Here is a 13,631-nt window from a genome sequence, read left to right as displayed (position 1 = left end):
GGAGTATTGATTATGGAGAAATTTTCAATTTATTCCTATCTCTCTCTTATAAATACAAAAGGTGATTGGTGGGTTTCCGGCAGCGAAGAAATGTATCAGCTAGTTAATTTTCTGATTAATACAGGATTGGTTCTAAATCGTTGGATTTATCAAATGGTGGATCTCAGTCTCCAAATTTTTATGGGCAACAGAGTATTTGAAAATACAATAGACAGTGTCTTTAACATTGCAACGGCACTTTATCAGTCATTATTCAGTACAGTGGGTGTAGTAATATTTATCATTGCTTTGGGGATGATTTTCTTAATATATGCATTCAAAAGCCCTCAGGACTCTTTCAGAAAGCTGCTTACGCTTTTCCTGGTAATAGGAGTAAACTTTGTCATTTATTCAAATGGAGACGAATACCTGAAAGATATTGCAGGTATTTTTGGTGAAGTTGAACAGGTTATGACAAAGGCAGTTGAGCTTCCTTTTTGGGAAAATGATGGTTCACAGACAAAAATAGAAGCAGGAACAGACGCATCTGTTAAAAAAATTAGAGAAGCTTATTTTAAGATGACTATTCAACAATCCTTTTCTATGGTGAATTTTGGAACTTCAATTCATGAAGAGCGATTTGATGAGTTTCTTTATACAGATGATCAGGCAAGTGATCAAGCTATCAAGGAAGGGTTAAAATTGCTGGTTGAAGCAGAAAGTAAAATAAACCGTTATATGACACCTGACGGTTCATTGGACAAATGGTTTATTTCGGTTTATGCATGGGTCAGCAACTTATTTATTGGCCTGCCGTTAATGTTGATGGCGGGTTTAAATTTTTTTCTTAAGATTATTGTACTTTGTCTTGTACTGGCGCTGCCCCTACTCAGTATTATCAGTCTGATTCCAGCCCTTTCCAGTTCACTATTTAATCTTTTAGGAAAGGTTATCCTGATATTTTTCGTCGGTATGTTTATGTCACTGGCTATGTATTTGTTTTTCTTCATGATGATGCTTATCGATCATTCAATTATTGCAATGGCAGGAGGTAGTTCTCTGGTAAGCAGTGTTCTGGGATCGTTTAGTAAAGCTGTTGTAATAATTATTGTCGTGAAATATAGAAATCAACTAATAAGTTTTATCACAGGCAGACGGATTACTTATATCGAACAGATGGACAAAAAAATGTTAAAATCTTTAAAGATCAATCAGAAAAATGTTGAAGTACTGGTCGATAGACCAAGGGAATTGCCGCATTATTCGGCTGAAATGATTCAATCGGAACATGTGGGTATGCATTTTAGAGAAATTTCTGAAATGGAATTACACTTGCATGCTGAAGATATACAGAAAGAATATTTCAACGAAGTCAGCTTAAACAATAAGGCAGAATTTATTGATCAAGCTCCTGTCCGACATGAACAGATAGTGGAAATTCAAAAGGGTGATAAAAGTTCTGATTTTATGAAGGAAATAAACCGAACAAATGAATTTCATGCAGGAGACAAATATATGGAAAAAGCTGAAAAAAATGATGTTAGTCCTAACTTAGTTGAAGCTGATTACGGACAATATTCAGAGGGAGGATTGAAACGCCTGAAGAATTCTAATTATATAGTAGAGGAAGAGGCAGCCCTGAGAGGGGATAAACAGAGAGACACTATCGTGAAGTCATCAGAAAAAGAGAGACAGATGTTTTACCAGGAACTTGAAGAATTGAGGCTTGAATGAAAGTCATTCCAAAATTAGGAGCTATTGTTGTTTTCTCCATTTTCATATTTGTTTTTGTGTTATTGTTTTTCGGTGGAAGTTTAGCTCGTGGGAAAAGCAAACCGGTGATGCCAGTTCTAAGTTCTCAAGCAGAAGAAAATGCATGGCTGATCTGGTGTCTTTTAGGAGAAAAAGGATATTCAGAGGCTGCCCGTGCAGGAATACTTGGAAATATTGATCAGGAAACCGGACATACTTTTAACGCAGACATAGATGAACATGGAGCTGGAAATGGATATGGCTTAATTCAATGGACGCCTAAATCAGTGCTGTTAAATCAGCTTGAACAAAGTGGGATTAGAGGGGATTATAAAACAATTCCAGTACAGGTAGAAGTGATTGACTGGGAACTGAGCGGTCCGGGAAGAGGATATATTCCAACAAAAAGCCATCCGTATTCCTTTGCAGAATTTAAACAGCTGGATGATGTAAGAACAGCTGCTCAAACTTATGAGAAAAATAGAGAGCGTCCCAGAGAAGATCATCCTGAAAGACAGGAGTTGGCGTTACACTGGTATAAAGCGTTTCATGGAATGGAGGAACAGTCCCCCATGCATAATGATCAATCAGATTTAGTAAAAATTGCATTGAAAGAGCTGGGCAATAAAGGCGGGCAGAAATTCTGGTCATGGTATGGTTACCCTTTTAGGGTAGAATGGTGTGCTGTTTTCGTTTCGTGGTGTGCGGATCAGGCAGGGGGAGGTGACTTAAGATTTTCATATTGTCCTTCAGAGGTCAACCGATTTAAAGCAGACAATAAATGGAAACCAGGCGGAGTCGAACCAGGTGAAGGCGACATTATATTTTTTGATTGGGAATCAGATGGCATCAGTGATCATGTGGGGCTGGTAGTGAAATGTGAAGAGGGGACTGTTTATACGGTGGAAGGAAACAGCAATGATGAAGTTAGGGAACAGAAATATCCGATTCATTCCTCTGTTATCTTTGGCTATGGAATCAGATGAATAAAGCAGTAACTGCAAAACCTCTACCTTTACCTTGGAGATAGCTGCTCAGGAGAATTATATGAAAAAACAGCCGATTTTGTTATTAATTTTATATCCGGAAGCTCTTTGAAATGTATTGTCTGGATTTTGACAATTTTGATTATAATAGGAATACTGGATTGTGTAACCTATTATGTGTCTGATAAAACGGCATTTTGAATGAACACAGTTGCTGATTATTTGGGTTAGTAATAGGTTTCATCTTTATTGGACTTGTTTTTTGGGGGATTAATAAAATGAGAGTAAGTACCTCGAATATTATTAGTAATTTATGGAATGGCTGTACCCTTTTTTTACACTGGGTTCCATTAGAGCTATTTTCCGATCTAGATTCAAAAATGAAAGAAGCTTCTGTAAAAGATTTTCTGTTCAAACAAAATAGAAAAAGAGAAGAAAGAATGTTTGACTGTTTCTGTGACCAGATTAAAACAGCAAGAAGGAACCAGAAGAAATATGTTAGAAACCAAAAGCTTAAACTAAAAATGATTCTTGAAGATATTTTATCCTAAAACTGTAAAGGAAAATAAATGTCTTCTTTTTTATCCAAAAATCTTTAATATAGAACAACTGGTTTAGAAGTGAAATGGATTACGGAGTATTAACAGCATTTTACGTTTAGAAACAGTGTTCTTTTTTTTGTTTTTTTAATTAAATTTTAAAAAACTTAATTATTATTTTGTTTTAATAGAGATGTTTTCTTACCTTTTGGTTCGTAATTATTTTTTATAAGTCGGTTTTTATTGGTAGCGATAAAAAATCCAGATTATCTTTCAATTTGGTCTAGGTTATTTAATTTAGTTATATTATACTAAAGAATACTATTATTTGATTAAAATAAATAATAGAATAGCCGATTCAATAATAAATACCGAATTGATTCTATATAGTATTTGAGAAAAGATAAACTTTTTTGTATGGTGAAAGGATTTAAAATGGAAAAAAAGCACACCAAAGTACATAAACATAAGAAAAAAGCTGATCAGAAGACAGAAATGAAGAAAAGGGAAAAACGAGAGTTATGGCTGACATATGGTTCAGCACTGTTGATCATTGTTTCAGTCAGTGTGATTTTTGGCTACTGGTCTTATTATCGATTAGATTATCAAAATAGAAAGACAGCTTCCTCTTATGAAGGATATGAATTATCTAAACCGGATTTTATATATCCGCAAAGATATCTAACTGATTCTAATGAGAATTTATATGCTCAGACTGGTGAAATTCGTGTAAATCCACTATTTTCGGAAAAGCTGCTTACCAGTGTTGTGCAGAAGGGGAGCCTGGAAACGTCGCTTATTCTGCCTGCAACTAAACCTGTTTTTGAACTGGTTGATAGTGATAAAAAACAGTCAAATTATCGAATTATTGCTGATCTTTCCAGCATGTATCATATTGAGCGAGTCGAATTTCTAACTTGGGGCTTAAAAAATGGACCTGATGATATCCAGCGCTATGAGGGAACGTATGACCCGTATACTAATACATGGCAAAGCGATATTCTGGTAAAAAATCATCAGGAAACAGGTAATTACCAAACAGATATCATAATTACCAAAAAGAGCGGAAAAGTAGAACAAGCTCTGCTGGCAGAATTTACTGTTTACGAGCCAAGTATCCAGGCGACAATAGATGGAACGTTGGCGGCACGTGGACAGTTTGATGTAAATATTTCTGTTGATAGTCGTGCGGATGTAGAAAAACTCTCAGTTCCTGTCTGGACAAAAGAGGATCAAAGTGATGTGAGGTGGTATGAAGCCAAACGACAAGCGGATGATTCATATAAAGTTCAGCTGGATTATGAAGATTTTAATTTTACCAATGGCATGTATACTGCTTCAGCCTATCTGACTACGGTGAGCGGTTTGAGTGCACAAAGTGCTGCAGGTACAACAGAGATAAATATGACTCATCCGGTTCGTATAAGAGTTTTGCAGGAAACAACACTGTTTAAAGACAGAAAACTGACTCAGAAAATTAGTGAATTAGGATCCAATAGTATGGCGTACGTTACTGCAGTTGTCTTTAACTCAGATCAAAAAGTTTATAAAACAGAGGATGGCTATATTTCCTCTCAGGACATTGAAGTGAATGAAATGATGGATGATATACGATACGTTGCTCACAGAGGGAATCATCAGGTTGCTCCGGAGAACTCACTACCTTCTTTCCAGCAGTCAAGTTCCTGGGGAATTGAAACAGATGTATGGCTGACCAAAGATAAAAAATGGGTGATTATGCATGATGATACTGTTGACCGGATGACAAACGGTAAAGGAAAAATCAGTGATATGACTCTGGCTCAGATTAGAGAACTTCGAATTGATACAGGAGCGAACCTGTCATCTTACGATCAAAGCCAGTTGATTGTTCCAACTTTGGAAGAATATCTGACAATAATGGGCAGCAAACAGAGTGTCCCGTTTATAGAAATGAAGGCTAAGAATTTATCTGGGGCTGAATATGACAGTCTGGTAAGCTTGATTAATCAGTATGGCTTTGCCAATACGGCAGTAGTTATTTCCTTTGATTTTAACAACTTACAGGAAATTAAGAAACGCGCTCCTCAAATGCAGGTACAGCTTTTAGGCGATACTATTGATACTGAAATGATTAACAAAGTGAGTGGCTTAGGTGTAAATACTGGTCTGGATATTCAGTATAGCGGAGTTGTTTCCAAAGTTGATATGATTGCCAAAGCACAGGCTAAAGGGTTGTCTGTTCATTTGTGGGGAGTTCCCCAAAGTGAGTTTCGCAGAATGGAAGCATTAGGTATTGATAACCTGACAACAGATTATGATTAAAATATCGATCAGAGATATTTTGACACTGAGAAACTTACTGTAACAAAAGTAGATAAAATAATAGATTTTCAGTAAAAATTTTTTGAGGAAACTGATTTGCAATACACTAAGAGAAGCAGCTTATCCCTGTTTGATAGGGAGGAAGAGCCTGCTTCTTTTTTTGCAGTCAAATTATATGATGTATTTTCCTAGAAACCAATTTTTTTAATAAATCACTTAAGAAAATGAGGATTTATTATCAATTTTCAAAGAATAACTGATAGAAGCTTCCCGGATTTGACGAAATAGTAAAGATGATTTGAGAATAGATAGCTAAAAATTTTCCTTTTTTACTTTTGGAGGAGGAATCATTATATTATTTATGAAAACAAAATAAGCCTTTCTTTTTTCATAAAAATTGATGTGTGATATGCTTCAATTGAGTCCTCAAAAACTATAGACGCTGCAGAATGGTAATTCAGAAGAATCTATGACAAACTGACCGATTAAATAATCGGTGTAGTTTATACGAAAGCTTATCAATAGCTTTCATTATTAAGGATGAACGAATAGTATGAGCTTATGAATGTTTGACAGAGAGCTGCTATCATTGAGCATTTCGACGATAAAAAGTGCAGCAAAGAAATGTGCCAGAATAATCATTGTAACTCAATGATTCTCACTGTAAAGAGCTCGATTCGCCACCTAAAATAACATAATTAAGTTGTTACAAGGGGAGGAGGAGAACAAAAACAGGTTATAAATCCTTTCATATTTAAAGAGTTGGAGGTTCTAGGTGAATATATTTTGAATTGTCTGCAAATACGAGGAGGAGATCATATGAAAAAGAAATATTATTTATCAGCACTGACATTGTTAATAGTTGGTGGAGTGATCGCAGGCTGCAGAAATAGATCCGATAATACGGATAGCTCTACAAAAACCAGTGTCAGCACAACAAGTATGTCAGATAGTACTGATAAGAATCAAAGCGAGTCAGGTGAAACATCGGAAACTTCGAAGTCATCGTCAAGTTCTAGCGTATCTACATCAGAAATGACTACTGAATCACCTGAAGAACAGGCAAAGCAGGTACTTGACCAACTGGCTGCAAGTTTTCCAGCAGACAATCTGCCTACATTCATTTTGACAGCCAATACAAAAAAATATATCAGTGCAGCAACAACACCGATAACAGAGAAAACGAATTTTCGTATTTTATATTATGCAGAAGACCAACCGATTAATGTAAATAGTTCAGAGTTAAATTCCTTAAAACCAATCGCTTCTTTTGAAAAAGTGAGCTTTAATTCAGCTGATGAAGCAAAAAATGCTATTGGAAAGCTGGAAGATTACAGCGGACAGGAAGTTGATTTGGGCTTTGGTTTGACAGGTTACCAACAGGGAGCAGCTGGTTCCAGCTATCTGACCTGGCCGGAGGGAAACTGGAATCTGACAATTAAAGCCTCCAATATTGAGGGTGAAAATCCTGTATCTTTAGGAAAAGAAGTTGTAAATTATTTGGAAGAGAATACTCTTCCTGCGCCAAATACAGATGGAACCATTCGACTGGAAGTAGGAGAAAATGGCGAGTATCAAACAAACTCTGTTGTATGGCAGGAACAAACGATTGTTTATAAAATACATCACTTCAATGCAATTCAAGCCGTAAAAATGGCTGTATCAGCAAATTAAGTTATAAAATGATTAAAACAAGAGTAGAAAATGAATCATTGAAGATTCAGTCTCTACTCTTGTTTTGTTGAAGCTGCTCTAATCCACAAAAGAGCGCAAATAGCTCTCTTAACTAATCGTAGGAAAAAGGACCTGTAAAGAATCTTTCCGCTCGATTTTCGGTCGCCATACAGTTAATTGTTTGCATATATTTTTTTAAATTAGGGTTGTCTTATGAATTTATTGTGTAATTCTGCTTTTATTTGGCTGAGAATGTGCCAAACGGCTTGCGGCAGATGCAGCAATTGCGCCGACAATATCATCCAGGAAAGTATGAACAGATTTACCATCGTGAGAGTTCAGATTAGCCAGAATACCTGGTTTAACTTTATCGATATAACCGTAGTTAGTGAAGCCGATTGAACCATAGACATTTACAATAGACAGAGCGAGTATCTCGTCAATTCCGTATAATCCCTCATCATCTGTCAAAATTTGTTGAAGAGGCTGCAGCAGTTTATTTTCTTCAGCAAGGATATCCAGCTGAATACCTGTGATAATAGTATTATGAACTTCTCTCTTGGTGAGAACCGCCTCTACATTTTCTATACAAATATCTAAATCAAGCTTATCAATATAAGATTCCTGAAGAAACATGACCAGCTCAGCAATATCTTTCACTTCAACCCCTCTTTGTTTCAACAATGCACGTGCGGTTTGCTCTAACTCATTTCCCTCTATAACCATATTATTTCCTCCAAGACTATTTTTTTACTATAATACATCAATGGTATAATAATTGTATTAAAAAAAGCAAGGAAAGAAGAACATGAATCCTTTAATTGAATGTTGTGAGCAAAATCTGGCTAAAGGAGCAGCAGCTCTCTTAGAAGATTCATTCATCCAGCAAAATGCTGATGTAGTGACGTATTCCTGTATGAATGAATGTGTATTGTGTGCGCAAACTTATTATGTACTGTTTGAAGGTGAGCGCATAAGTGATCAGTCAACAGAGCATCTGACTGAAAAAGTGAAACAGGCGATTATCGACTGGCATAAAGAGATGAATTAAAAATAAAATATGCCGCGTTCATCCAGGGGTTATCTGCAATTAACCTGAATGGCGGGGCATATTTTAATGGACAGCTTTCCTAGTGCTCTAACCAAATTATAAATTATACTAAAAGATCGTCTATAAATGATGTTCAATGATAGAAAATGTTAACTTGTATGCTTCAATAACAAGAAGGAGCAGCTTTAAACCTGTATTAAAAGCTTGCTTCTACCCTTCTTCGGATGTTCATCGTTGATCCAGCAGTCTCATATGTAATACTACTGGATCGGCTGTACATTTCTTGGATGAGAAGCATAGCTTAGGTTCAAATTGGTCAATACACTAGTTTTGCAAAATTTCTTTATGAGGTTCAAGCTTTTCAAAAAGGCTGGTACTGTGCATAGGTTGAGTGCGCGCATCAGGTTTAATGAAATGCAAAGCATTGTTGACTGCAGTCGGTGCTTCACCAAATCCTGTTGCAATCAGTTTAACTTTTCCCATATACGTTGAAATATCTCCAACTGCATAAACTCCGGGAAGTGTTGTGGACATATCAGAATCCACAGTAATTGAATTTCGGGATATATCTAATCCCCAGTCCTTTAAATGGCCAAGGGAAGATGTGAAGCCATAATTAACAATCAGCGAATCAACAGGCAGGTGAAACCCGCCATCCTCTTTTGTATGCTTTAGTTGGATACCTTTAAAAGAATTATCTTCCAAACAAAGCTGATCAATAGTGTATGGGGTATAAATTTGAACAGTTGAATTTTTTAATTTTTCTACACTATGTTCATGTCCCCGAAACTCCGGTCTCCGGTGGATAATTGAGACCTGCTCAGCAACCGACTCCAGCATTAAGGCCCAATCGATAGCAGAATCTCCTCCACCGGCAATTGCTACTTTTTTTCCGGCAAATTCGTTTATATCTTTTACGTAGTAATGAATGTTTTTGCCTTCCAATGTTTCAGAACCGTCAACTGTTAATCGCCTAGGCTGAAAAGAGCCATTGCCGACAGCTAAAATAATTGCTTTGGAATAATGTGTTCCTTTGGTAGTTTCTATTTCAAGATAGTCTTCCTTTCTTGTAAGATTTGTGACTTCTTCTTCCAAGAGAATATCGTGATCAAATACAGAAAGCTGTTTTTCCAAATTTGCAACCAGATCAATCGCTTTAATTGCTGGATATCCGGGTACATCATAAATATATTTCTCAGGATATAGAGTGGCCAGTTGACCACCTAACTGCGGTAAGCTGTCTATTAACTTAGTTTTGGCTTTTCTCAAGCCGGCATAAAATGCGGCAAAAAGACCAATCGGTCCGCCACCAATAATTGTAATATCATAAATTTCCGGTGTTTCAGACATTTTGTTTCCTCCAAATCAGTAAATCATCATTCAATAAAATAAAATGGAATTGTACCCATTTTTCACAAAGTAGCATTTGTAATCAAAAAAAGCAAGTGATTATTTGTGAAGGAGATAAAGCTTTACTTAATCTAAGGAAATAAAATGGTAATTCTTCTGAATATTCGGTATGATAAAACTAGTAATATTACTTAAGGAGGAACTATTGTGAGTGAATTTCCACAGTTAGACTTAGAAAATGTAAAAGGACCAAAAGCGATAATCAAAACCAACAGAGGGGATATAACTGTTCAATTGTTCTCTGAACAAGCACCCAAAACAGTAGAAAACTTTGTTGAGCTTGCGAAAAAAGGCTATTATGATGGTGTTATTTTCCATCGTGTTATTCCTGATTTTATGATTCAGGGGGGAGATCCAACTGGAACCGGAATGGGCGGCGAAAGCATATACGGAGAAAAGTTTGAAGATGAATTTTCAAAAAATGTTTTCAATCTGCGTGGGGCTTTGTCCATGGCAAATGCAGGACCTAACACAAACGGCAGTCAGTTTTTCATCGTGAACAAGCAGGATGTTCCTGCAAATATGTTGGGACAATTGGAAGGTGCGGGCTTTCCGGCTGAAATCATTGAAGCTTATAAAAATGGAGGAACACCATGGCTTGATTTCCGCCACACTGTTTTCGGTCACGTAACAGAAGGCATGAATATCGTGGATGAAATCGCTGGAGTACAGCGCGATGGACAGGATCGGCCAACATTTGATGTTGTTATTGATACAGTTGAAATTACAGAATAATTAAGGATAAAAAAGAAGAGGATAGGACAGGCTTTGCTCATCTTGAACTACCAGAGCTGCTAATGCTGGAATTTTTTGTAGATTTATAGAATAGTATATAAAAGGATAGCTAACCGAAGAAACATATAAAGACTGTACTGCTGTTTATTCAATTTTAGGGGGTTAAGACATAACACTAATGTCACACCCCCTTTTTTTAATTTATTTATTTCAGTCTTTAAGCAGTGCAAACCCTCAATCAGCTTGAAATGACGTCTTCATTCTCTCAAGACCTTCCAGCAAAGTAGCATTCGGACAAGCAATATTCAGCCTCATATGCTGACTGCCTTTTGGACCGAATGATATCCCTGAGTTAAGCACAACCTTGCCTTTTTTGATTAGCTTATTTTCAAGCTCTTTATCAGAGAGAGCGTAAGCAGAAAAGTCCAACCAGATTAGGTAGGTTCCCTCGGGCTTCATTATTTTAACAAGAGGCATTTCTGATTGTAAAAACTTTTCTACAGTTGATATGTTTTTTTGCAGGTAAATCAAAAGATCATCCAGCCATTCTTCTCCACAGCGATAGGCAGCTTCTGTACCGATTAGACCTATCGTGTTAATTTCAGTCTGCTGATTTATTTCCTGAATGTTGCTAAATTTTGCTCTTAATTCAGTATTATGAATAAAAGCCATTGAGTTTTTGATACCTGCTAAATTAAATGTTTTTGTAGCAGCAGTTAATGTAATTGAAAAATCCTTGAATGATGGATCAGCATTATTGAATGTTGTGAATTCTGCCGGTGTAAAAATCAAGTCTTGATGAATTTCATCACTGATAATCAAGACATTATGAGAGGCACAAAGCTCTCCAATTTTTTTCAGCTCCTCAATGCTCCAAACACGTCCGCCTGGATTGTGCGGATTACAGAGAATAAATAACTTCACATCATTTGTTTGAATTGCTTCTTTCATTTTTTCAAAATCTATTTGAAATTTACCATCTACTTCTATTAGAGAATGTCGGATCACTCTCCGCTTATTTTTCTTGATGACTTTAGCAAAAGGATGGTAAACAGGATCATGAATCAGGACTGCATCACCAACTTCAGTATATGCTTGTATAGCTATAGCTACACTTGGAACCACACCACTGCTAAATAAAATTGCTTCTTTTTCTACTATATAATTGTGCTTTTTTTTCTGCCATGTCTGAACTGCTTCATATAAAGAGTCAGAGGAAGTTGTATAACCAAGGATTCCCTGATTAATATAACTGATCATCGCATCCAAGATAGGCTGATGAACTTTAAAATCCATGTCAGCTACCCATAAAGGAAGCAAATCATCTTCTTTGTACATTTTATTAACAGCATCCCATTTAACAGAATTTGTTCCTTTTCTTTCATATACATGATCAAAATTTACCATTGCTCTACTCCTTTACATATAAGATTGTTAAGATGTTCTTATTGAAAGTATAAAGTAGATTTGCTAAAAGATAAATGAAAAAGCTGGATTCGAAATAAAATTCTATTCAGAAACTTTGGAACATGATATGATTTAAAAGAACTGATTGGGATGGAAACATCTATTATATAGGAGAAATGAGGGAGACATGTGCAATACAAAATTGGAATGACTATAGATGGAACTGTTACAGGGATACAACCGTATGGAGCTTTCGTTTCATTGGATCGAAAAACACAGGGATTGATACATGTTTCTGAAATTCAGGTAGGCTATACTAAAAATATCCATGGAGTATTGGATGTGGGAGATAAAATACAAGTACAGGTTATTGATATTGATGAGTATTCCCAAAAAATCAGTCTTTCTCTCCGGACTCTAAAGAATGAGATGTTGCAAGCTGGCTATCGCCGAAAAAAATACTTTACCAATAAAAATAAAAAAATAGGTTTTACAACATTGGAAAAGAAACTGCCTAAATGGATTGATGAAGCAATGGATGAGCTGCTTATAAAATAATTCTGTTTTTTTCCAGAAAATATGATACAATTCCCTATATTTATGAAAACTATAATCAGTTGAGGTGAACGTTTTGTCTAATAAAAGAGTGGCTGGAACAATCATGCTGAACCTGCATGATGGAACGAAAAAATTTCTTATTCACCCTGTAGGAAAAACATCTGAGTTTGTTACTACTGAAGTTTTGGAAGATATGACAGGATTAGCGAGTATTTTACAGCATTTCAAAAAGAACATTCAATTGGATGTAACTTCAATCAGCTTAGTTGAATTAACAAATGCACACAGTGAAACAGAAGATTTGCCCCTATTTGTTTTTGAAATGGAAGAGAGTAAAGCAGACCTGATAAAAAATGATACATATAGATGGGAAAGTCCTTCTAAACTTAAAGCCCTGCTGTCTGTCTATGATATGGCAGGCATGCCGATGTTTTAATACTTAAATAGTATGTGATTAAAGAGAAGCAGCGGTTAACCTGCTTCTCTTTTCTCATAATAAAATGAAGAAGAAAGGAATACACAGAATGGAAATGCACAGAGTATTAAAAGAAGAAGCTGATATAGCGATAAACATAATGAAGGATACTGCTCTATGGTTGCAGAGTAAAGGGAGTCAACAATGGTCTGATGTTCTTGAAGGAACAGATAAACATGATTTGAAAGGTGCTGTACAGCGTGGGGATGTTTATTTCTTTACTGTAAATCAAAAAATAGTAGGGATGGCAGCAGTTTGGAATACTCCTACATTATGGGATCAGAAGTTGTGGAAGGTAAGTAGACAAGCGGAAAAAATATTTTATATCCATCGGTTGATTGTTCATCCTGATTACAGAGGATTGAATTATGGTACTGAAATGCTGAAAAAAATCAAAGTTTATTTTGAATCAATTGCTGTTGAATTAAGATTAGACTGCATTTCTTCCAATAAAAAGCTGATTTATTTCTATAGGAATAATGGTTTTACAAATAAAGGAAGCATAAAGATAAGTGAAACAGATGAATTTGAGCTTTTTTCGCAGCTTTTAAATGAATAGAATACAGAAAAGAATCGTGTATTCTGAAAATGCAAAATAAAGAAGAGGAAATAAAGATGTATATCTATAAAATCGTTGGAAAAACGAATGAAAAGTCAATTGTATTGGGAATTGATCGGAATTGAAAAAAAGTTGTAAAAAATGACATATTTTGATTGACCTGAGCGAAGAAACTTGATATATTATTACTTGTCGCAAGACA

12 protein-coding genes are annotated in these 13,631 nt (G+C 35.8%); 9 read left to right on the top strand and 3 right to left on the bottom strand.

The window, feature by feature from the left end; translation table 11 throughout:
- Nucleotides 1-12 precede the first annotated feature (12 nt).
- The 4 genes from LI951_RS05440 (at nt 13) to LI951_RS05425 (ending at nt 7,234) form a co-directional block, all read left to right on the top strand.
- On the top strand, nt 13-1,713 hold the full coding sequence (locus LI951_RS05440) for a hypothetical protein (RefSeq protein WP_229441529.1): 1,701 nt from the start codon (nt 13-15) through the stop codon (nt 1,711-1,713).
- Nucleotides 1,710-2,717 (top strand): phage tail tip lysozyme, encoded by a 1,008-nt coding sequence (locus tag LI951_RS05435; protein WP_229441528.1) that lies wholly within the window; start codon nt 1,710-1,712, stop codon nt 2,715-2,717. The genes LI951_RS05440 and LI951_RS05435 overlap by 4 nt, the downstream gene beginning before the upstream one ends.
- 974 nt (nt 2,718-3,691) lie before the next feature.
- The gene (locus LI951_RS05430) at nt 3,692-5,560 is read left to right on the top strand and encodes a glycerophosphodiester phosphodiesterase family protein (RefSeq protein ID WP_229441527.1); all 1,869 of its coding nucleotides are present in this window, start codon (nt 3,692-3,694) and stop codon (nt 5,558-5,560) included.
- A gap of 819 nt (nt 5,561-6,379) precedes the next feature.
- Nucleotides 6,380-7,234, top strand: coding sequence for a hypothetical protein (locus LI951_RS05425; protein ID WP_229441526.1), 855 nt, complete (start codon nt 6,380-6,382; stop codon nt 7,232-7,234).
- 219 nt (nt 7,235-7,453) lie between these two features.
- Here LI951_RS05425 and LI951_RS05420 read toward each other — a convergent pair whose 3' ends face one another.
- On the bottom strand, nt 7,454-7,960 hold the full coding sequence (locus tag LI951_RS05420; protein WP_202066835.1) for a phosphatidylglycerophosphatase A: 507 nt from the start codon (nt 7,958-7,960) through the stop codon (nt 7,454-7,456).
- Nucleotides 7,961-8,042: 82 nt separating this feature from the next.
- Here LI951_RS05420 and LI951_RS05415 point away from each other — a divergent pair, with 82 nt between their 5' ends.
- On the top strand, nt 8,043-8,285 hold the full coding sequence (locus LI951_RS05415; RefSeq protein ID WP_202066836.1) for a DUF1450 domain-containing protein: 243 nt from the start codon (nt 8,043-8,045) through the stop codon (nt 8,283-8,285).
- 324 nt (nt 8,286-8,609) lie between these two features.
- On the opposite strand, the gene LI951_RS05410 is transcribed toward LI951_RS05415, so the two are convergent.
- The gene (locus tag LI951_RS05410) at nt 8,610-9,635 is read right to left on the bottom strand and encodes an NAD(P)/FAD-dependent oxidoreductase (RefSeq protein WP_229441525.1); all 1,026 of its coding nucleotides are present in this window, start codon (nt 9,633-9,635) and stop codon (nt 8,610-8,612) included.
- A gap of 207 nt (nt 9,636-9,842) precedes the next feature.
- On the opposite strand from LI951_RS05410, the gene LI951_RS05405 reads away from it, so the two are divergent.
- Entirely contained in the window at nt 9,843-10,430 is a 588-nt protein-coding gene (locus LI951_RS05405) for a peptidylprolyl isomerase (RefSeq protein WP_229441524.1), read from the top strand.
- Nucleotides 10,431-10,664: 234 nt separating this feature from the next.
- On the opposite strand, the gene LI951_RS05400 is transcribed toward LI951_RS05405, so the two are convergent.
- On the bottom strand, nt 10,665-11,837 hold the full coding sequence (locus tag LI951_RS05400) for a MalY/PatB family protein (protein ID WP_229441523.1): 1,173 nt from the start codon (nt 11,835-11,837) through the stop codon (nt 10,665-10,667).
- A 189-nt stretch (nt 11,838-12,026) separates the two neighbouring features.
- Here LI951_RS05400 and LI951_RS05395 point away from each other — a divergent pair, with 189 nt between their 5' ends.
- From LI951_RS05395 to LI951_RS05385, 3 genes are all read left to right on the top strand, one after another.
- Complete coding sequence (locus LI951_RS05395; protein WP_229441522.1) at nt 12,027-12,395, top strand: CvfD/Ygs/GSP13 family RNA-binding post-transcriptional regulator; 369 nt, start codon at nt 12,027-12,029, stop codon at nt 12,393-12,395.
- A 64-nt stretch (nt 12,396-12,459) separates the two neighbouring features.
- Complete coding sequence (locus tag LI951_RS05390; RefSeq protein WP_229441521.1) at nt 12,460-12,831, top strand: hypothetical protein; 372 nt, start codon at nt 12,460-12,462, stop codon at nt 12,829-12,831.
- Nucleotides 12,832-12,919: 88 nt separating this feature from the next.
- Nucleotides 12,920-13,429, top strand: a complete 510-nt coding sequence (locus LI951_RS05385; protein ID WP_229441520.1) for a GNAT family N-acetyltransferase — start codon at nt 12,920-12,922, stop codon at nt 13,427-13,429.
- Nucleotides 13,430-13,631 lie beyond the last annotated feature (202 nt).

Origin of the sequence: Enterococcus sp. BWT-B8, assembly GCF_020567625.1 — a bacterium.
Taxonomy (GTDB): Bacteria; Bacillota; Bacilli; order Lactobacillales; family Enterococcaceae; genus Enterococcus_L.
The sequence above is the reverse complement of the archived record's forward strand: the minus strand, read 5'-3'. Positions and strand labels throughout refer to the sequence as shown.

What these genes read in the sequence shown, in the direction of transcription:
- LI951_RS05440 (WP_229441529.1), top strand. Translation starts at nt 13, where the DNA reads ATGGAGAAATTTTCAATTTATTCCTATCTCTCTCTTATAAATACAAAA.
- LI951_RS05435 (WP_229441528.1), top strand. Translation starts at nt 1,710, where the DNA reads ATGAAAGTCATTCCAAAATTAGGAGCTATTGTTGTTTTCTCCATTTTC.
- LI951_RS05430 (WP_229441527.1), top strand. Translation starts at nt 3,692, where the DNA reads ATGGAAAAAAAGCACACCAAAGTACATAAACATAAGAAAAAAGCTGAT.
- LI951_RS05425 (WP_229441526.1), top strand. Translation starts at nt 6,380, where the DNA reads ATGAAAAAGAAATATTATTTATCAGCACTGACATTGTTAATAGTTGGT.
- LI951_RS05420 (WP_202066835.1), bottom strand. Translation starts at nt 7,960, where the DNA reads ATGGTTATAGAGGGAAATGAGTTAGAGCAAACCGCACGTGCATTGTTG.
- LI951_RS05415 (WP_202066836.1), top strand. Translation starts at nt 8,043, where the DNA reads ATGAATCCTTTAATTGAATGTTGTGAGCAAAATCTGGCTAAAGGAGCA.
- LI951_RS05410 (WP_229441525.1), bottom strand. Translation starts at nt 9,635, where the DNA reads ATGTCTGAAACACCGGAAATTTATGATATTACAATTATTGGTGGCGGA.
- LI951_RS05400 (WP_229441523.1), bottom strand. Translation starts at nt 11,837, where the DNA reads ATGGTAAATTTTGATCATGTATATGAAAGAAAAGGAACAAATTCTGTT.
- LI951_RS05385 (WP_229441520.1), top strand. Translation starts at nt 12,920, where the DNA reads ATGGAAATGCACAGAGTATTAAAAGAAGAAGCTGATATAGCGATAAAC.